The organism is Marinobacter pelagius, from assembly GCF_900114925.1.
Lineage (GTDB): Bacteria > Pseudomonadota > Gammaproteobacteria > Pseudomonadales > Oleiphilaceae > Marinobacter > Marinobacter pelagius.
In genome coordinates, this window is sequence record NZ_FOUR01000003.1 from 423,210 (window position 1) to 442,216 (window position 19,007).

Annotated in this window: 15 protein-coding genes; 1 reads left to right on the top strand and 14 read right to left on the bottom strand. The window is 59.9% G+C overall.

Translation table 11 applies throughout. The annotated features are described in order from the left end of the window. The first annotated feature begins 13 nt into the window (after positions 1-13). Positions 14-1,006 (top strand): GTP 3',8-cyclase MoaA, encoded by a 993-nt coding sequence (moaA, locus tag BM254_RS09020; protein ID WP_092001926.1) that lies wholly within the window; start codon positions 14-16, stop codon positions 1,004-1,006. A gap of 228 nt (positions 1,007-1,234) precedes the next feature. On the opposite strand, the gene BM254_RS09025 is transcribed toward moaA, so the two are convergent. The 14 genes from BM254_RS09025 to BM254_RS09090 all read right to left on the bottom strand — a co-directional run bounded on the left by BM254_RS09025 (position 1,235) and on the right by BM254_RS09090 (position 18,923). Next, positions 1,235-1,810, bottom strand: a complete 576-nt coding sequence (locus tag BM254_RS09025; protein ID WP_092001929.1) for a nitrous oxide reductase accessory protein NosL — start codon at positions 1,808-1,810, stop codon at positions 1,235-1,237. A 15-nt stretch (positions 1,811-1,825) separates the two neighbouring features. Further along, on the bottom strand, positions 1,826-2,656 hold the full coding sequence (locus BM254_RS09030; RefSeq protein ID WP_092001932.1) for an ABC transporter permease: 831 nt from the start codon (positions 2,654-2,656) through the stop codon (positions 1,826-1,828). Continuing rightward, positions 2,653-3,585 carry an ABC transporter ATP-binding protein gene (locus BM254_RS09035; RefSeq protein WP_092001935.1) on the bottom strand — a complete coding sequence of 311 codons (933 nt, stop codon included), beginning with the start codon at positions 3,583-3,585 and terminating at the stop codon, positions 2,653-2,655. The genes BM254_RS09030 and BM254_RS09035 overlap by 4 nt, the downstream gene beginning before the upstream one ends. After that, complete coding sequence (locus BM254_RS09040; protein ID WP_092001937.1) at positions 3,585-4,850, bottom strand: nitrous oxide reductase family maturation protein NosD; 1,266 nt, start codon at positions 4,848-4,850, stop codon at positions 3,585-3,587. Before BM254_RS09040 ends, BM254_RS09035 begins: the two co-directional genes overlap by 1 nt. Positions 4,851-5,078: 228 nt before the next feature. Further along, complete coding sequence (gene nosZ / locus BM254_RS09045) at positions 5,079-6,974, bottom strand: TAT-dependent nitrous-oxide reductase (RefSeq protein WP_092001940.1); 1,896 nt, start codon at positions 6,972-6,974, stop codon at positions 5,079-5,081. A 64-nt stretch (positions 6,975-7,038) separates the two neighbouring features. Then, positions 7,039-9,117: a transcriptional regulator NosR gene (gene nosR, locus BM254_RS09050; protein WP_245777406.1), complete on the bottom strand. Its 2,079-nt coding sequence runs from the start codon at positions 9,115-9,117 to the stop codon at positions 7,039-7,041. Positions 9,118-9,290: 173 nt separating this feature from the next. Next, positions 9,291-9,692 (bottom strand): ribonucleotide reductase subunit alpha, encoded by a 402-nt coding sequence (locus BM254_RS09055; RefSeq protein ID WP_092001945.1) that lies wholly within the window; start codon positions 9,690-9,692, stop codon positions 9,291-9,293. A 37-nt stretch (positions 9,693-9,729) separates the two neighbouring features. Continuing rightward, positions 9,730-10,116, bottom strand: a complete 387-nt coding sequence (locus tag BM254_RS09060; protein ID WP_092001947.1) for a putative zinc-binding protein — start codon at positions 10,114-10,116, stop codon at positions 9,730-9,732. A gap of 42 nt (positions 10,117-10,158) precedes the next feature. After that, positions 10,159-10,908 carry a Crp/Fnr family transcriptional regulator gene (locus BM254_RS09065; protein WP_092001950.1) on the bottom strand — a complete coding sequence of 250 codons (750 nt, stop codon included), beginning with the start codon at positions 10,906-10,908 and terminating at the stop codon, positions 10,159-10,161. 373 nt (positions 10,909-11,281) lie between these two features. Further along, positions 11,282-12,088, bottom strand: coding sequence for a peptidylprolyl isomerase (locus BM254_RS09070; RefSeq protein ID WP_092001953.1), 807 nt, complete (start codon positions 12,086-12,088; stop codon positions 11,282-11,284). 66 nt (positions 12,089-12,154) lie between these two features. Then, positions 12,155-12,835 (bottom strand): respiratory nitrate reductase subunit gamma, encoded by a 681-nt coding sequence (narI, locus tag BM254_RS09075; protein ID WP_092001957.1) that lies wholly within the window; start codon positions 12,833-12,835, stop codon positions 12,155-12,157. Between the two features lie 19 nt (positions 12,836-12,854). Continuing rightward, entirely contained in the window at positions 12,855-13,595 is a 741-nt protein-coding gene (gene narJ / locus BM254_RS09080) for a nitrate reductase molybdenum cofactor assembly chaperone (RefSeq protein WP_092001960.1), read from the bottom strand. A gap of 10 nt (positions 13,596-13,605) precedes the next feature. Next, entirely contained in the window at positions 13,606-15,183 is a 1,578-nt protein-coding gene (narH, locus tag BM254_RS09085) for a nitrate reductase subunit beta (protein ID WP_092001963.1), read from the bottom strand. Next, positions 15,180-18,923: a nitrate reductase subunit alpha gene (locus BM254_RS09090; RefSeq protein ID WP_092001966.1), complete on the bottom strand. Its 3,744-nt coding sequence runs from the start codon at positions 18,921-18,923 to the stop codon at positions 15,180-15,182. Before BM254_RS09090 ends, narH begins: the two co-directional genes overlap by 4 nt. Between the last annotated feature and the right edge of the window lie 84 nt (positions 18,924-19,007).

Here is a 19,007-nt window from a genome sequence, read left to right on the forward strand (position 1 = left end):
CAGGATCAACCCGATGCCCCAGAGCAAACTGACAGACCGTTTTGGCCGCACCGTCAACTACGTGCGCCTGTCCGTCACCGACCGGTGTGACTTCCGCTGTGTCTACTGCATGGCCGAGGACATGACGTTCCTCCCACGCCAGCAGGTACTGACCCTGGAAGAAATCGCCCGCGTTGCGCGCAACTTCGTTTCGCTGGGGACTGAAAAAATCCGCCTCACCGGCGGCGAACCCATGGTTCGCAAGGATATCCTGGAGCTGGTGAAGGAAATCGGCACCTACGGGCTGCGGGACTTTGCCATGACAACCAATGGCAGCCAGCTGACCACCATGGCCGAGCCCCTGCGCAAGGCCGGCATGCACCGGCTGAATATCAGCCTCGATTCCCTCGATGCCGAGAAATTCCACAACATCACCCGCACCGGCAAGCTCAGCCACGTCCTGGATGGCATTGATGCCGCGCGCGAAGCCGGGTTCCGGGGCATCAAGCTCAATACCGTGGTGATGAAGGGCCGCAATGACGAGGAAATCCCGGAGCTGATCGAATTCGCCCGCAAGAAGCAGGTGGATATCAGTTTCATCGAGGAAATGCCCCTGGGCGAAATCTCCGAGCACGACCGGGGCCTGGCCCTGTGTACCAGCGAGGAAGTCCGGGACATTATCCGGAAGACCCACGAACTGGTCCCGGCCACCGAGGATTCCGGCGGCCCGGCCCGTTACTACCGGATGACGGACAGCCCGATCAAGGTCGGCTTCATTTCCCCGCATTCCCACAACTTCTGCTCCACCTGTAACAGGGTGCGGGTAACGGTCGAAGGCCGGCTGTTACTGTGCCTGGGCAATGAGCACTCGGTTGATCTGCGTCGCGTGCTGCGCGGTAACCCGGTGACCGACGACAAACTGCGCGAGACCATCATCAACGCCATGGATCTGAAGCCGGAGCGTCATCACTTCTCGAGTAATGGGGATGTGCAGATTCTGCGGTTTATGAACATGACTGGCGGCTGAGCGAACCTCTTCGTTTTGCCGCCCAGCCTTTTTGTTTGGGAGGTGGAGCCGATGAGGGCCCCCTTCCAAAAAACGCTCCTTGCGGCACATCCTTGTGGCGCTTGGGCGCCGCCATCCATGGCTCCGCACATTTTTGGAAGGGGGCCCTCACCGGCTCATCCAAGCCCTTAGCAATAGTCCTGCTAAAGACGGGGTCAGATGAAAGCTTTCATCTGACCCCATTTTCATTCACATGGAGTGCTCTGCCGTTTCGGCCTCCATCGCCCCCATCTCATGCATCCCGCTCATCTCGTCCATGGCCGCACCGGTGTTCAGGTGTTCCATGGTGATCTCGCTGTATTTCAGAACCTCCCCACCATGCTCCATCATGAAACCATGGGCAGCATCCTCGGTGGCGAATGAGGCCAGGGTCGGCCCCATGGCACCGGTGCGGTCTGAGCCGACCACGAAGAAGGCATCCCGGGCATCGATCAGGGCGGCGTCATCGGGGCTCTCCCACTCGGTCTGGGCCATGTCGTGGACGTAAAGTGTATGATCACGGTTTTCATTCTCCGGCTGGAGCATCCAGGCGAACATGTCCTTGGTGGAGCAGAACTTGCGAACGTGCTGCTCCTTCTCGGTGATGGCCTCACCCTTGGGGCCCGGGAAGTTGGTAATCACCATGCCGCAGACGTGGCATTCGTCGCCGCTTTCGAAGTGCACCGGGTCGGGTTTGGCCGTGGCCTGTTCCTCATTACCCGAACAGGCGGTGAGGGTTATGGCAGCCAGGGCGGCAAGGAGCCAGTTCAATTTGGTTCGGTTCATCAATGATAACTCCGTTCAGATACGACGATTTCGGAAAAGTAACAGGGCAGCCGCCAGCGGGATGGCAAACCACAGCACCAGGCCGATCCAGAGGCCGGCGGCACCGATGGGCAGATCGGCGCCAAGACTGAGAACACCGCTAAGCTGGCCGGTATCTCCAAAGGCAACAATATTGAGCAGGCGGTAGATATCGGTCGGGTTGAGCATCAGCAACCAGGGCAACAGCTCGGCGTTGAACTTGCCCTCACTGGCGACCAGGGTGCCCAACAGCATCAGATCGAAAATCAGCACAAAGAAGAACCAGATCGCCAGCGCCAGACCGGCGGCAATCGGTTTCTCGCTGACGCGGACACTGACCACATAGGCCAGCGCGATGAAGCCCCAGCCCAGCAGCACAGTGGAGGCGATAAAGCGGAACATGGCGACGGCCAGGTTGGTGATCGCGACATCCTCCACCAACAATGCAATGGCGACTCCAGCCACACCGAAGCCGATGAGGGTAGCCAGGGCCAGGGTCAGGCCATGGCCGAGAAACTTGCCGAGCAGCAACTGGCTGCGACTGAGCGGGTAGGTCATCAGCAACAGCAGGGTGCCGCCCTCCTCTTCCCCGACGATGGCATCGTAGGCCAGCAGCAGCGCGATCAACGGGATCAGGAAGATCCCCAGGCTGGCCAGGCTGGCAATGGTGGCCGGCGTGGACGCGTAGCCGACCTGGCCGGAAGCGGCAGCGCCGAACCAGGCAATGCCCAGGGCCAGGGTGGCGAACACCAGGGAAATGGCCATCAGCCAGCGGTTGCGCAGGCTGTCACTGAGTTCCTTGCGGGCAATGGTCCAAATACTGTTCATTGGCTGCCTCCCCGGTGGGCCAGGCCACCCGAGCCGATGAAATGCACATAGATATCCTCCAGGCTCGGCTGGTGGATACTGACATCCGCCACCTCACCCGATGCCATTACCGTTTGCAGCAAGGCCATTTTCTCCCTCGGTTGCACATCCACTCGCAGCCGCCCGTTGTCAGTCTTGATCATCAGGCCACTGCTGGTCGCGGCGCTGTCGATCACCTTTTCCAGTGCCGAGATACTGTGGGCGGGATCCAGTGATAGCGTCACCGGCATGTTCGCCTGCCGCCTCAACGCTGCCAGATCCCCGGCGGCCTTCAGGGAGCCTTCGGTAAGAATCGCAGCGCGATCGATGTATGGCTCGACACCGGGCAGAACATGGGAGCACAGCACAATCCCCGTGCCCTCATCCCGCAGATCCCGCAGCAACCGGTACAGATCCGCCGTAGCCACCGGATCCAGACCCACCGTCGGTTCATCCAGCATCAGCAGTTTCGGCTTACCCAGCAGCGCCTGCGCCAGTCCGAGACGCTGGCGCATCCCCTTGGAATAGGTCTTGGTGCGGGCATCCATGGCATCGCCCAACCCCACCTGTTCCAGCAGCGCCGGCACCTGGCGCAAGGACGCACCCTTGAGCCGGGCAAAATGACTCAGAATCTCCCGGCCGGTCAGTTGCGGGTAGAACATCACATTCTCCGGCAAATACCCGATGTACTGGGTCACCTGCGGATCCCCGGCCTGACCCCCGAGAACGGACACCGTACCCTGGGTCGGCTGCATCAGCCCCAGAATCAGCTTGATCGAGGTGGTCTTGCCCGCCCCGTTATGGCCGAACAGACCCAGGATCTCGCCCGGCTCCAGACGCAGATCAATGCCATGCAGTACCAGGCTCTTGTCGTACCGGTAACTCACATTTTCAAGACGAAAACAGCTCATCAGCTCTCCGGTTGAAGATCAGCGGGAAGTCGCATCAATGGATGGGAATCGGCAACTCCGGCGGCCTTGACCACCGGAAACGCATCCTGCACCCAGCGCAGGGTATCCACCGCCGGGCTGAACATCAGAATCTTCGCCTCCGGATACTTCCACAGCAGCCGGTCCACATTGTCATTGGGCTCATAGGGCACGTCCCCCACCCCGTCCTGGTTCCGGTCCCAGCCCAGATAATCACTCCAGAAATTGCCCTCACCCTCCTTCGACCACTCCTGGGTCCGGGTGGCCACATACTTCACCTGGCGCTGGTTGTTCACAAAGGCATTGCCGAACACCTGGTTATCCTCCGAACCGGCCGTGAGGTGAATCCCGATGTTACTGTCCGCGAAATAATTACCCTCGAAGGTGTTATAAAGCGAGTTATAGATAAACACCGCCTTCCCCTCGGCCCCGGAAATCGCCACCCCACCGGTCTTGCCCTCGGACACCCCGGTCACCACATTGCCCCGAAGCTCCGACTGGGTAATGAAATTCATCAGAATCCCATAGTTCTCATCATTCACCGACCGATTGTTGAACACCTTCAGCCGCTTGCTCTGCATCAACGCATACCCGGTCCGCGTGCCGCGGGTAACGTTATCCTCCAGCAGATTATTCATCGAATACATGTAATGGATGCCATAACGCAGATCCGCCATCTCATTACCCCGGATCGTGTTGTTATTGGCCGTCTCGATATAAATCGCATCCCGGGTCTGACGGATATCATTCCCCTCGATCAACGCTCCGGTGGTATTGAACAGATGAATCCCGTTGCCCCGATCCTGCGACCTCAACCGCGTCTCGCCACGGATGACATTCCCTCGCACCGTCACATCCGGCGTCGCATCCAACCACACCCCGAAAGCCGGCCCCTGCAAGCGATTATTCTCGATAACCGCCCCCCGAGCCTCCCGGGCCACAAAAATCCCCGCATCCAGCTCGTTCAGGTCCTCACCCCAGTTACGCACCGTACAACCGGAAAACGTCACCTCCTCGGCAACAATATCCACGGCGTTCCCTTGCCCCCCGCCATCAATGACGGTATCGGGATGACAAGACACGGTGACACCGGGCACCCGGATAGCCAGAGGCGAAAGTTGCTCAGGAGGAAGCTCATAGGACGCGCCCGGTTCCAGGGCATCAAGTTCGTCTTGCAGGTCCGCGTTCGCGGTCAGCGATAAAAGAGCGACTGACAGGGCCACTCCATAACGCAAAAGTGAATACATCAATGTCTCTCTAGAAACGAAAAGAATGGCAGAGGACTGCACTCAAGCTTGGCAAGCCAAGAGGAAAGCCCTTTCCAAAACTGTGCGGAGCCATGGATGGCGGAGCCCAAGCGTCACAGGGACGTGCCGCCAGGAGCGTGTTTTGGAAAGGGCTTTCCTCTTGGGTTGCTTCTCCGAAGTCAGAAATCACCAGGACCCCAAAAGGAGTCCCGGCGAAAGAGTAGCCTATCAGGCCTTCTCAACAATCATGCGACCACCCATCTCCATGTGCAGCGCATGACAGAACCAGTTGCAGTAGTACCAGTACACACCCGGCTTACCGGCAGTAAAGGTCACCGAAGCCGTCTGCTGAGGACTGATCTCCATGCTCACACCATGGTTCACCATACAGAAACCATGGGTCACATCCTCAATAGTGTCCTGGTTGGACACATACACCGTGACCTCATCCCCTTCCTTGACCTTGAACTCGGTCATACCGTACTGCGGCGCAACCGAGGTCATGTAAACACGCACCTTGTTGCCGTCACGGATCACCTTGTTATCGGCCTCCAGGGTCACACCATCCTTCTTCGCCTGCTCAACCGCAGAGGCAAAGAAAGGATCATCACGATCGTAAATCTTCTTGGTCTTGATCTGGTCACGACGCACCAGAATACAATCGTGCGGCTCGGCGTAAGTCGGGCCATCATGCACCAGCTTCATCTCCTCGCCGGAAATGTCGATCAGCTGGTCGTTCTCCGGATGCAGCGGGCCTACCGGCAGGAAGCGATCCTTGGAGAACTTGGACAGAACCACCAGCCACTTGCCATCGGCATCCCGGGACTCGGTCAGGGACGCGTGGTTGTGGCCCGGCTGATAATGTACGTCCAGCTTCTGGCGGATGTAGTTCACGTCCTCGCCATTGTAGTGCTTGATGGCATCGGCAATGTTCCACTTGCACACCTGGCTGTCGATGAACAGCGTGGTGTAAGCGTTGCCACGACCGTCGAAGGTAGTGTGCAGCGGCCCGAGGCCCAGCTCCGGCTCGGCAACAATGGTGTCCCGCAGTTCGATCTTGTTGTCGAACAGGTCATCCAGCTTGTCGATGGCAATGACGGAACAGGTCGGAGACAGCTTGCCGTTGGCGATGAAGTACTTGCCATCCGGAGAGGTGTTCAGACCGTGCGGGTTCTTCGGAACCGGGATGTAACGGGTCAGCTCGGAATCGCCGCGGCCGTCCACCACCGGTACATCGGAGTCACCGATGGTCTTGAAGTTACCGGCTTTCACCGCCGCTTCGATGCGCTCAACGTTGAACACCACAACCCAGTCGCGGTCATTGCGCATGGTGCCGGCCAGATCCACCGCCTTCTCGGAGTTGTAGCAGGTGGAAGCGGCGTACTTGCCAGTGTAGTCGGCATCGGTGTTATCCAGGTTGCCGTCCACGATCACCTGCCAGGCCACTTCCATGGTGTCCGCGTCAATGGCGTTGAACATGGTGTAGCTATTTTCCAGGCTGAACTCGCTGCCGTCGTTCGGCTGCGGGATCACAAACTCGGCGTTGCAAAAAACGTACTTGGTACGGGGCACTTTCTGCAGACGCAGACCGTGGATCGCCTGCACATTCGGAATGTGGGTGATCTTGTCCGTCTTCATGATATCCAGACGGATCCGCGCTACCCGGGTGTTGGCCTTGTCGTTGATGAACAGGTACTTGCCATCGTAACGACCGTCGGTCATCGAAATATGCGGGTGGTGGCAATCACCGTTCAGGAACTGCTGGTCGCCGCCGAGGATTTCCTTACTCTCGTTGGTGATACCCCAGCCCGTGGCCGAGTCCACGTTGAAGACCGGAATCCGCATCAGCTCGCGCATGGACGGCACGCCCAATACGCGCACCTCGCCCTGGTGACCACCGCTCCAGAAACCGTAGTATTCATCCAGTTCACCGGGATGGACCACAGCATTGTTGCGAGCCTCCTTGGCGGCGGCAGCAAAGGACTCACGGCTCATCACCGCAGTACCCAGACCGGTAGCACCGGCGACACCGGCCAGTGCCGCAGCACCCATGAACCGGCGGCGGCTCTGGCCGCTTTCCGGAAGCTCCGGCGTATCCTTGGTCAGATCATCTCTTCTTTTCATAACATCCAACTCCGTTATTGGTTATGGCGGTTTTTGCTTCTCATGTTTTCTTTTTTGGGACTGCTCAGGACACCTGAACCACGGGGATTTCCTCCGGATGGCCCGGTGCATTGTGGCCACGGCGTTTACCGCGACGCTTGACGATCAGCGGCGGGCACTTGTGGTCATCGAAATAGGTCATCTGGCAGTCCAGGCAGTAGTGGCATTCCATGTAGTTGATGTGCCCGTCCGGATGGATCGCCTGGACTTCACACTCGTGGTCGCACAGCCTGCAGGGGTTGCCGCATTCTTTCCGGCGCTTGAGCCAGTCGAACACCCGCAGCTTCGTGGGCAGGGCCAGGGCCGCGCCCAGCGGGCACATGTAGCGACAGAAAACCTTGCGAGTGAACAGGTTGACCACCAGCAACAGCACCGCATAGGTCACAAACGGCCAGCTCCGGTCGAATTTGAGCGTGATGGCAGTCTTGAAGGGCTCCACCTCGGCCAGTTTTTCTGCGGTGGCCATGGACTCCAGGGACACGCCAAACAGCACCAGCAGGATGATGTACTTGATCGCCCACAGCCGCTCATGCACGGCAAACGGCACGGTGTACTGGGGCACCTTGAGCTTGCGGGCGATCTCGTTGAGCAGTTCCTGCAGTGCCCCGAACGGACACAGCCAGCCGCAGTAGACCGCCCGCCCCCACAGCAGGATGATGCCGGCCACGACGGCCCAGAGAATGAAAATGACCGGATCAATCAGGAAGGTTTCCCACTTGAAACCACTGATCAGGCTGTTCACGAAGGTCAGCACGTTGACAATGGATAGCTGCCCGAGGGCATACCAGCCGATAAAGAACAGGGTGTAGGTCAGGAAGGCATGGCGGATCCAGCGCATCATCTTCGGCTTCTTCACCAGCCAGTCCTGGAAGAACAGGATGAACAGCAGCACACCGATGCCCAGGGCCAGCACAATGATCTGGAACTCCTTCTGGTACCACACCTGGACCCACATGGGCTGGGACTCCAGCCACTCTTCCTCGGTGACCACCCGCTCCGGGCGGGTGTAATACTGGTCCGGCAGCTGGTATTCGAGGGGGAATACCTGGAACTCGCTGTCCAGCGGCCCGGTCTGGCGCTTCACGGTGAGCTCAAGCGTCCAGGGCGTACCCGGATCGAAGTCGTACTGCTGGCGAATGATGAAGATCGCCATCTCGGAAAACTCGAGCATACCCTCGGCATAGACATCGCTGAGCCGATAGAAGTCGAGGTCACGGAAATTGAACGTGTCACCGAACTGGCGAATCTGGACCCGGTCGAAGATGCCACCGCGTACGTAGCCGGAGCCCTTGAAGGAGTATCTACCATTGGCCATCACGGCAATGGCATGCTCACCCGGCTTCAGTTCGGACATCAGCCACTGGTACTGGCTTTCACCCAGCAGATTACGGCCGATGGTCGGAGCGTCCAGGTAGGCGGTGTACAGGTCGATCAGAGGCCTGTCCCGCTGCCCCTTGCCAGCCGCGTCGACGCCTTCGGCTGGCGTACCCTTGAAGGAGTCATCTACCTGCCCCCTGGTGAGCAGCAGCCGGCGAATGGAGCCGTCACCAGTCAGCTCGGTCCAGCTTTTCTGCTCGAAGGCTTCTTTGTCGACGGTGGCCTTCGGCGGACGCGACTTTTCGCCGCCTTCCACCATACCCAGCTCAACGCCGACACGGTGGGCGGTACGCATGATGACTTCATTGATCACCATGACTGTAACGGTAGCGCCGGACAGTCCGTCCACGGCCACCTTGCGCTCATTCGAGGTGCCGCCCACGGTAACCCGCTGATCAGCCTTGAGACCGGCGTACTGGTCGGTAAAGATGTGGAGTTTGCTCTCCGGGATTCCTACCAGCAGGATGGGCTCGTCATGGTGGATGACCTTGGCGGCGAGGATAGTGCCTTCGGTGTCGAGCACCACCATGGCGTTGACCGGCTTGCCGGAATAGGCAGGGGTCTGCACGAAATCCAGGGACTGGTAGGCGTAACCCTTCAGTTCGTCCCCGGCGTAGAGTTCCTGAATGGCGCGATTACCTTCTCTCGGCACCATCTCGGTCACCGAGGGCAACGCCTGCTCGATCACCTGCCGGCCAGCCACGGGCTCGTACTGGTCCACTGGCATGGCCAGAACGGCAGTGCTGACAAGGGTAAAAAGAAATACTGCAAAGCTTCGAACTGCTAAGCCCACGAGAGCCCCCATATCCATAGGTATATCAAAAGCTTGGTCAATTATTGATGGAAAGGAAATACCCCTAATTGAATACACCCCGGGGGTCAGGCCCACCGGGGCTCGGTTCAGCCCAGGTCGATTGCTTCGCCCTGGCCGTTCAGGGGCAGGTAGTTTCCGATGTGACCCATGCGGATGCCCTCTACCATCATGGTCAGGGGCTGCTGGGCCTCGTCACTGGAAGGGGCGACACCTCCGCGACCGGACATGGCAGCCACGAACACCATGTCCCAGGGTTGGCCGGTGGCTTGTGATTCCTGGGCCAGCACGTTGAATTCGGGGGCTTCGTCAGGGGTTTTATCAACGCAGATAACGGGGGTCAGTGCGCCACCCTCGCCGCGCTCGAACGCGGCTTTTTCTTCTGCAGAGGCATCATCCGGCAGCTCCGCTCGGCAGAAGACAAACAACAGACGCTGGGGTTCGGACTGCTCGCGGGTGGCCTGGATGAGATCCTGGTAGTTGCTGATCATGGGTGTTCCTTGAAAAGAAAGGGGTGTCCGCCGGGACTTACGCCTGGCGGGCAATCAGTCGTTCGCCGAGCGAAAGGCTGCGAACTTCGTCGCAGACTTCCTCGACCGCCTCGTCACCGTAACTCTGACCGTAGTGTTTCTTGAAGCCGAATTCGTACAGGCGGACGTGTTCATCCGGTTCCACACCGACGTTTTCCAGGCAGGCACGGGCGCAATGCAGGGGGCAGCCGTCGATCACGGTGATCGGGCGGCCGGACTGGGCGGTTTTCACCAGTGCCGGCACTTTGCCACCAACTCCGGAGATGCAGGACATCTCGAAGCTGCCTTCGTGGTCCAGGCGGACAGCCGCGTTGTTGGCCAGCTGCGCCACGTCGGAGCAGCCGGAGCAGGAATAGATCAGCGGGCGTTGCTTTCTCGGTTTCACACATCCTCCTCTGGAAGAGCCTGGAGGCTTCAGGGCAATGAATTACTGGCTGATTTCAATCAGTCGCTGGGGATCGGAGATAAACAGTTTGCTCCGGTTTACCCGCACGAGGCCGTTGGATTTCAGGTCGGCCAGGATCCGGGAGAAAGTCTCCGGCTGCATGGCCAGCCTGGAGGCCACCAGGCATTTGGGCAGCGGAAGCTCCACTTCTCCGCCCTGCTCGGTGCCGTTGGGCAGCAGGTCGATCAGGTAGCGGATCAGTCGGTCCCGGGCGTTCTGGACGGTCATGATTTCCAGGTCGTGGAAGCGTGTAACGGCGCGCTTGGCGTAGTGGCTCAGGGCTGCCTGGGCGTACTCCGGATGCTGGTCCAGCAGCTCGCGATAGGCTTTGACCGGGATCATCAGCACTTCGCTGGATTTCAGGGCTTCGGCGTAGCAGGCATAGCGGGGCGGATCGGCGTAGATCATGACTTCGGCGAAGCAGTCGCCCGGAGCGATGCTGTCGAGGGTACGGTCGATGCCGGATGAATCCAGGCGGTACAGGCGCAGGCGGCCGGAGATCACGAAGAAGAAGTGATGGGCCGGCATGTCCTGGCGGTACAGCAGCTGATGGTGGCCGAGGCGAAGCCGCCGGGACTGCTGGATGAGGTTTTCAAGATCCCGGGGCCGGAGGTTGCGGAACAGCGGGTGGCTGCGCAGCGCCTGGAGGCCATCTTCGTCATCAAAGGGTTTGTTGACGGCTACGAGTACGGGTTTGCTGTAGCGGGTGTCGGCTGATTGCATCAGTGCCATGTGAGTGTCCCTCTGCATATACATGCATTCAAAATCTTGATTTAAATGGTAGATGCAAACTGGTTGAAAATCGCTCCCCCGATGGGGGTATTCGGGTGGTTATTCCTGAGTAATTGACTTAACTCAAAGATTAGTTTTGCTATCTACTTAAGTAAAATCAGGGCGCGGACTGGACGGGAGTTTCTTGCCAAAACGCGTTGCGTCGGCATGTCCCGCGGCCCTCGACAACTGGTGCACAGCCTGGCGAAGCCCCCCTGTCCAAAACACGCTCCTTCGGCACGTCCCTGTGACGCTTGGGCTCCGCCATCCATGGCTCCGCACAGTTTTGGACAGGGGGTCTCCACCAGGCTCCAGTGTTTGGGGGGCGTGGCCTTTACTGCATCAGCGGAGAATCCGGCAGTTCCAGATCTACACCTTCAACACCCGTTTCCGCAGCCAGTACCTGCAGGTACTGCCGGAATGCCCTTCTGGTCACGCTTTCGCTCAGGTATTGACGGATCTGGGGCTTCACGTGCTCGTAGGGCAATTGCTCACCGTCTATGCGCTGGTCGACGCGGACGATGTGCCAGCCGTAGCGGGTTTCGATCAGTTCCGGGTTCAGGCCTTCCTGGAGGCTGAGGACCGGGCGTTCGAACTCTTCCACGGTCTGGCCTTTGCTGATCTGGCCGAGGCTGCCGCCCTGGTGGCGGGATTCGCAGGCGGAGTATTGTTTGGCCAGTTCGGCAAACTGGGAGCGGCCATCCAGGAGGGCTGACAACAGTTGGCGGCCGGCCTCTTCCTGGCGGATGCGTTCCTGGACGTCGTCCGGGGCGGCGGCGAGGAGGATGTGGCTGACGGCCATCAGTGTCGGGCTGCGGAAGCGGGCCGGGTTGGCGGCGTAGAAGCGTTCGCAGTCTTCCTCGGTGGGGTCCGGGACGTTGAGTTCCAGCTCCAGGACGCGGGCGATGCGGTCTTCTTCGTCTTCAATGTCGTCCAGCTTCAGGAGCGCGGCCTGTTGCAGGAGCAGTTCGCGGATGACGAGGCTTTTGGCGGCTTCGTGCCAGGCCTCTGCCACTTCTTCCGCCGGGTGGTGCTGCATTTCCCGGGCGATGTCGTCTTCCGGAATCAGCGTTTCGCCCACGTAAACCGGCGGGAACTGGTTTCTGGGCTTGTCGGCTTCGCCAGTGGGGATCAGTTGCATGGTGTTCACCTTTGTAAAGTTGGGGTCTGATGAACGCTTTCATCTGACCCCTTTTTCATCTCAGACTCAGGCCCGCTTGCGCACCACCTGGTATTTCCGTCCGAAATACTCCACCGGCACGCTCAGCATGTGCACCAGGCGGGTGAACGGGAACAGTACGAAGATGGTCAGGCCCAGGAAGATGTGGGTCTTGTAGATCCAGTTCACATCCGCGATGTAGTCCGCCACGCCAGAGCCCTGCAGGGTGAAGATGCCCTGCGCCCAGGCTGTGAACTTGAGCATGGTGGCACCATCCAGGTGGCCCATGGTGGGCAGGATGGTGAGCAGGCCGAGGGCCAGCTGGATCACCAGGATGATGATGATCATGTTGTCAGCGAAGGTGCTGCTGGCCTGTACCCGCGGGTCAGTCATGCGGCGGTAGGCGAGCATTCCGCCACCGATGATCGCCATCACGCCGGCGATGCCGCCAACCACAATGGCCATCACCTGTTTCTGGCCCGGGGTCATCAACCATTCATAGGCCCAGTGGGGTGTCAGCAGACCGACCAGGTGACCAAAGAAAACCACCAATACTCCTACGTGAAAGAGCACAGAGGCCACTATCATGTTTTTCTTGCGCAGCATCTGGCTGGAGTGAGCCTTCCAGGTGAACTGGCCATGGTCATAGCGCGCCCAGGTACCGACAAACAGTACGATCAGGGCGATGTAGGGGTAAACCCCGAACAAGAGTGTATTGATATAGGACATCGTCTTTTCCTCCTGCGCCTCAGGCGCGCCCTGCCGGACGGGGTGTGGCGTCCGTCATCAGCTGATCACTCAGGTGAATGGTCTGGGTCTGTTCCAGTTCGCGGCGGCGCTGTCCAACCACGCCACCGGTGCTGCAGGAACTGCCCTGGTCATCCACGAATTTCACCATTTCCTCTTCCCAGACCTTGTCCAGGGCTTCCGGGGTATCGTCGCGCTCTTCGGAGGCCACGATCTTTGCCAGTTCCTGGCGGTCGGCCTTGCGACCGGACAGGACCAGCAACGAGTCCATGGCCACGTGGTAGAAGCTCTGGCGCTGGAACAGACGTTCACCCAGCAGGCCCAGGATGTGGTGGATATCCTCGAGCCAGTTCTGGATTTCCTCCCACGGGCGGGTGGAGAGGTATTCCAGGAACAATGGTAGGTAATCCGGCAGCTCGCGGGCGTCGATTTCCAGCCCGTTGCGGCGGTACTCTTCCATCAGGTCCACCATGGCCTGGCCGCGGTCGCGGGATTCGCCGTGAACGTGTTCGAACAACAGCAGGGAGGTAGCCCGGCCCTTGTCGAAGATGCCCACGTAGTCTTCCTGCAGGTCCATCAGGTCGCCGTCACACAGCCGGTCAAGGCAGGTGAGCAGCTGCTCCTTGTTCTGCCGGGGCAGCCGGCTGTCCTCGAGGACAGCGGCTACCAGGGCGTCCTTGGAGGCCTGGAGTTCTTCGGTCGGGTATTCCAGTACCCGTGCCAGTACTTTGAGAAGTTGCATCTTGGCCTCCTTATTCCTGCAGCTGTTTCGGGTCGACCTGCTTCACCGTGGCCAGCTTCTGCACCATGCTGGTGGTCTGCTTCTTGCCACCGAACAGGCTGAAGTCGCTGTCGCCACCGCTGCAGCCATCACCGAAGCTGAAACCGCAGCCGCCGCGCTCGGCATAGGCATTCGCGTCCGGGAAGGCTTCCTTGGCCAGCTCGCGATGGCTGGTCGGGATCACGAAGCGGTCCTCGTAGTTGGCGATCGCCAGGTAGCGGTACATTTCGTCGGCCTGTTTCTTGGTCAGCCCGGCTTCTTCCAGGGCCCGCAGGTCTTCCTTGCCATCCACGGTCTCGGCGCGCTTGTACAGGCGCATGGCCATGATCCGCTTGAGAGCCAGAACGATGGGCTTCTCATCACCGGCAGTCAGCAGGTTGGCCAGGTACTTGACCGGGATCCGCAGGCTTTCGATCTTCGGCAGCACGCCGTCGAACTCGACCTTGCCGGCTTCAGCAGCGGACTGGATCGGGCTGAGGGGCGGCACGTACCAGACCATGGGCAGGGTGCGGTATTCCGGATGCAGCGGCAGAGCCAGCTTCCAGTCCACCGCCATCTTATAGACCGGACTCTGCTGGGCGGCCTCGATGACATTCATCGGGATGCCATCTTTCTTCGCCTGCTCGATCACTTTCGGGTCGAACGGGTCCAGGAAGATTTCCAACTGCTTCTCGTACAGCTCGTGCTCGCCCGGGGCGCTGGCCACTTCCTCGATGCGGTCAGCGTCATACAGCAGAACACCCAGGTAGCGGATCCGACCTACGCAGGTCTCGGAACACACGGTGGGCATGCCGGCTTCGATCCGCGGGTAGCAGAAGATGCACTTCTCGGACTTGCCGGTCTTCCAGTTGAAGTAGATCTTCTTGTACGGGCAGCCGGAGACACACATCCGCCAGCCGCGGCACTTGTCCTGGTCGATCAGGACGATGCCGTCTTCCTCACGCTTGTAGATGGCACCGCTCGGGCAGCTGGCGACACAGGCCGGGTTCAGGCAGTGCTCGCACAGGCGCGGCAGGTACATCATGAAGGTGTTCTCGAACTGGCCGTAGATGTCCGCCTGAACCTGGTCAAAGTTCTTGTCCTTGCGGCGCTTGGCGAACTCGGTACCCAGGATTTCTTCCCAGTTGGGGCCCCACTCGATCTTCTTCATGCGCTCGCCGGAGATCAGCGAACGCGGACGGGCGATCGGCTGATCCTTGCTGTCACCGGCGGTGTGCAGGTGCTGGTAGTCGAAGTCGAACGGCTCGTAGTAGTCGTCGATCTCCGGCAGGTCCGGGTTGGCGAAGATGTTCGCCAGTACCCGGAAGCGGCCGCCGATGCGGGGCTGGATCTTGCCGGAACGGGTGCGCATCCAGCCACCCTTCCACTTGTCCTGGTTCTCCCACTCTTTCGGGTAGCCGATACCGGGCTTGGTCTCGACGTTGTTGAACCAGGCGTATTCCATGCCTTCACGGCTTGTCCATACGTTTTTGCAGGTGACGGAACAGGTGTGGCAACCAATGCACTTGTCCAGGTTCAGCACCATGCCGACTTGGGAACGGATTTTCATTTTACAGCCTCCTGAGCATAGTCATTGCCTTCACCGTCGAGCCAGTCCACGTTCTTCATCTTGCGGACCACCACAAACTCGTCCCGGTTGGAACCTACGGTGCCGTAGTAGTTGAAACCGTAGGAGTACTGGGCGTAGCCACCGATCATATGGGTCGGTTTCGGGCACACCCGGGTGACCGAGTTGTGGATACCACCACGGGTGCCGGTAATCTCGGAACCCGGGATGTTCACCAGGCGTTCCTGGGCGTGGTACATCATCACCATGCCGGGCATGACCCGCTGGCTGACCACCGCCCGGGCCGCGATGGCACCGTTGACGTTGAACAGTTCGATCCAGTCGTTGTCTTCCACGCCGATCTCTTTGGCGTCGTCCTCGCTCAGCCACACGATCGGGCCACCACGGGACAGGGTCTGCATCAGCAGGTTTTCACTGTAGGTGCTGTGGATACCCCACTTCTGGTGCGGTGTAATCCAGTTCAGTGCCTTCTCCGGGTTGCCGTTGGCTTTCTTGCCAAGCATCGGCGCCGCTGCCTTGGTGTTGATCGGCGGGCGGTACACCAGCAGGCTCTCGCCGAAGGCACGCATCCACTCGTGATCCTGGTAGAACTGCTGACGGCCGGTCAGGGTGCGCCAGGGGATCAGCTCATGGACGTTGGTGTAACCAGCGTTGTAGGACACATGCTCGTCTTCCAGGCCAGACCAGGTCGGGCTGGAGATGATCTTGCGCGGCTGCGCCACGATGTCCCGGAAGCGGATTTTCTCCTCTTCCTTGTTCTTCGCCAGATGGGTGTGATCCAGGCCGGTCATTTCCGACAGCGCACCCCAGGCCTTAACCGCTACCTGACCGTTGGTCTCCGGCGCCAGGGTCAGGATCACCTCTGCCGCATCGATGGCAGAGTCGATCTTCGGCCGACCGGCGTTGGCACCCTCGATGTGGGTGTAGTTCAGGTCCTTCAGGAAGTTGACTTCCTTCTCGGTGTTCCAGTTGATGCCCTTGCCGCCGTTACCCAGCTTGTCCATCAGCGGGCCAAGCGAAGTGAAGCGGGCATAGGTATTCGGGTAGTCCCGTTCAACGGTGATGAAGCTGGGCGCAGTCTTGCCCGGGATCAGGTCGCATTCACCCTTCTTCCAGTCCTTGACGTCGAAGGCCTGGCCCAGTTCGGCCGGTGCGTCGTGCAGCAACGGCAGGGTGACCACGTCTTTCTCGACACCCAGGTGGCCCTCGGCCGCCTTGGAGAAGGACTTGGCGATACCCTTGTAGATTTCCCAGTCACTGCGCGCTTCCCACGCGGGATCGGTGGCGGCGGTCAGCGGGTGGATGAACGGGTGCATGTCGGAGGTATTCAGGTCGTTCTTCTCGTACCAGGTTGCGGTCGGCAGAACGATGTCGGAATACAGGCAGGTAGTGGACATGCGGAAGTCCAGGGTCACCAGCAGGTCGAGCTTGCCTTCCGGCGCCTCGTCGTGCCACTTGACCTCTTGCGGCTTGGCGCCGCCTTCCACACCCAGGTCCTTGCCCTGCAGGCCGTTCTTGGTACCCAGCAGGTACTTGAGCATGTACTCGTGGCCCTTGCCGGAGGAACCCAGCAGGTTGGAACGCCAGATGAACATGTTGCGCGGGTGGTTTTCCTTCGCGTCCGGATCTTCACAGGCGAACGCCAGGGAACCGTCCTTGAGGGACTGGGCCACGTAATCCGCCACTTCCACTCCGGCCTTCTCGGCTTCGGCGGCAATGGTCAGCGGGTTGCGGTTCAGCTGCGGAGCTGACGGCAGCCAGCCCATACGCTCGGCACGCACGTTGAAATCGATCAGACTGCCACCGAATTTGGACTTGTCCGCCAGCGGGGACAGGATCTCGTCGACACCCAGCTTCTCGTAACGCCACTGGCCGGAGTGGGCGTAGTAGAAGGAGGTACCGTTCATGTGGCGGGGCGGACGCTGCCAGTCCAGACCGAAGGCCAGCGGCTGCCAGCCGGTCTGCGGACGCAGTTTTTCCTGGCCCACGTAGTGGCTCCAGCCACCACCGCTCTGGCCCACACAGCCACACATGATCAACATGTTGATCAGGCTGCGGTAGTTCATGTCCATGTGGTACCAGTGGTTCATACCGGCACCGACGATGACCATGGAGCGACCCCTGGTCTTGTTGGCGTTGTCGGCGAACTCACGGGCAATGCGGATCACTTTTTCGGCCGGTACGCCGGTGATCTTTTCCTGCCAGGCCGGGGTGTAGGGCTTCACTTCGTCATAGGAAGTAGCACCGTCGTCGTCACCCAGACCGCGGCTGATACCGTAGTTGGCAACCATCAGGTCATAGACGGTGACCACGCGACCCTCGGAACCATCCGCCAGCTTGACCTTGCGGGTGCCCAGCTTGTGCTTGAGGATGTCCTTGATCTCGACGTGCTGGAAATGGTCGTGCTCGATACCGCCGAAGTACGGGAAAGCGACATCGACGACTTCGTCGTTCTTCTCGACCATGGACAGCTGCAGGTTGACGTCTTTGTCCTTGGCGGTCTGCTTCAGGTTCCACTTGCCCTTCTCGCCCCAGCGGTAGCCGATGGAGCCGTTCGGAGCAGTCAGTTCGCCAGTGCTCTCGTCAATGGCGATGGTTTTCCATTCCGGGTTGTTCTCTTCACCCAGACCATCCACCAGGTCACTGGCACGCAGGAAGCGGCCCGGCACATAGCTGCCGTCGTCCTTCTGCTCCAGCATCACCAGGTACGGCATGTCGGTGTAACGACGCACGTAGTCGGTGAAGTACTCGCTGGGCTGGTCGACGTGGAATTCCTTGAGGATCACGTGGCCCATGGCCATGCCCAGAGCAGCGTCGGTGCCCTGCTTCGGGTTCAGCCACTCGTCGGACAGTTTGGACACTTCCGCGTAGTCCGGCGTGATGGCGACAGTCTTGGTGCCCTTGTAGCGGACTTCGGTGAAGAAGTGGGCATCCGGGGTCCGGGTCTGGGGAACGTTGGAGCCCCAGGCGATGATATAACCGGAGTTGTACCAGTCTGCGGATTCCGGCACGTCAGTCTGCTCGCCCCAGGTCTGCGGCGAGGACGGAGGCAGGTCGCAGTACCAGTCGTAGAAGCTCAGGCAGGCACCGCCGATCAGTGACAGGTAACGGGCACCAGCGGCGTAAGACACCATGGACATGGCAGGAATCGGAGAGAAGCCGATGATGCGGTCCGGACCGACCTTCTTGGCGGTGTAGACGTTGGCGGCACCGATCAGCTCGTTGACCTCGTCCCAGCTGGAACGGACAAAACCACCCATGCCCCGGCGGGGCTTGTACTCGGCGGTTTTCTTCGGATCCTCGACGATGGAGGTCCAGGCTTCCACCGGATCGCTGTGCTGGGCCTTGGCGGCACGCCAGAGCTTCATGAGATGCTTGCGCATCAGCGGGTACTTCAGGCGGTTGGCGCTGTACATGTACCAGGAGTAGCTGGCGCCACGAGGGCAGCCGCGAGGCTCATGGTTGGGCAGATCCGGGCGGGTGCGCGGGTAATCCGTCTGCTGGGTTTCCCAGGTCACCAGACCGTTCTTGACGTAGATCTTCCAGCTGCAGGAGCCGGTGCAGTTCACGCCGTGGGTGGAGCGCACGATCTTGTCGTGCTGCCAACGCTGGCGGTAGCCGTTTTCCCAGTCACGGTTGACGTCATGGGTTTCGCCGTGGCCGTTGGCGAACGGCTCGCGCTTCTTCCTGAAGTAGTTCAGTTTATCGATCAAATGACTCATGGTCTCTCTCCGGATCGGTTTCCGATGTGAAACCATTGTGGAATAGAGAAACCCTGAAATCTGCGTGGTTACTACCACATAACC

What these genes read in the sequence shown, in the direction of transcription:
- BM254_RS09035 (WP_092001935.1), bottom strand. Translation starts at nt 3,585, where the DNA reads ATGAGCTGTTTTCGTCTTGAAAATGTGAGTTACCGGTACGACAAGAGC.
- BM254_RS09090 (WP_092001966.1), bottom strand. Translation starts at nt 18,923, where the DNA reads ATGAGTCATTTGATCGATAAACTGAACTACTTCAGGAAGAAGCGCGAG.
- BM254_RS09025 (WP_092001929.1), bottom strand. Translation starts at nt 1,810, where the DNA reads ATGAACCGAACCAAATTGAACTGGCTCCTTGCCGCCCTGGCTGCCATA.
- BM254_RS09070 (WP_092001953.1), bottom strand. Translation starts at nt 12,088, where the DNA reads ATGCAACTGATCCCCACTGGCGAAGCCGACAAGCCCAGAAACCAGTTC.
- nosZ (WP_092001940.1), bottom strand. Translation starts at nt 6,974, where the DNA reads ATGAAAAGAAGAGATGATCTGACCAAGGATACGCCGGAGCTTCCGGAA.
- BM254_RS09055 (WP_092001945.1), bottom strand. Translation starts at nt 9,692, where the DNA reads ATGATCAGCAACTACCAGGATCTCATCCAGGCCACCCGCGAGCAGTCC.
- narJ (WP_092001960.1), bottom strand. Translation starts at nt 13,595, where the DNA reads ATGCAACTTCTCAAAGTACTGGCACGGGTACTGGAATACCCGACCGAA.
- BM254_RS09040 (WP_092001937.1), bottom strand. Translation starts at nt 4,850, where the DNA reads ATGTATTCACTTTTGCGTTATGGAGTGGCCCTGTCAGTCGCTCTTTTA.
- nosR (WP_245777406.1), bottom strand. Translation starts at nt 9,117, where the DNA reads ATGCCAGTGGACCAGTACGAGCCCGTGGCTGGCCGGCAGGTGATCGAG.
- BM254_RS09030 (WP_092001932.1), bottom strand. Translation starts at nt 2,656, where the DNA reads ATGAACAGTATTTGGACCATTGCCCGCAAGGAACTCAGTGACAGCCTG.
- narH (WP_092001963.1), bottom strand. Translation starts at nt 15,183, where the DNA reads ATGAAAATCCGTTCCCAAGTCGGCATGGTGCTGAACCTGGACAAGTGC.
- moaA (WP_092001926.1), top strand. Translation starts at nt 14, where the DNA reads ATGCCCCAGAGCAAACTGACAGACCGTTTTGGCCGCACCGTCAACTAC.
- narI (WP_092001957.1), bottom strand. Translation starts at nt 12,835, where the DNA reads ATGTCCTATATCAATACACTCTTGTTCGGGGTTTACCCCTACATCGCC.
- BM254_RS09065 (WP_092001950.1), bottom strand. Translation starts at nt 10,908, where the DNA reads ATGGCACTGATGCAATCAGCCGACACCCGCTACAGCAAACCCGTACTC.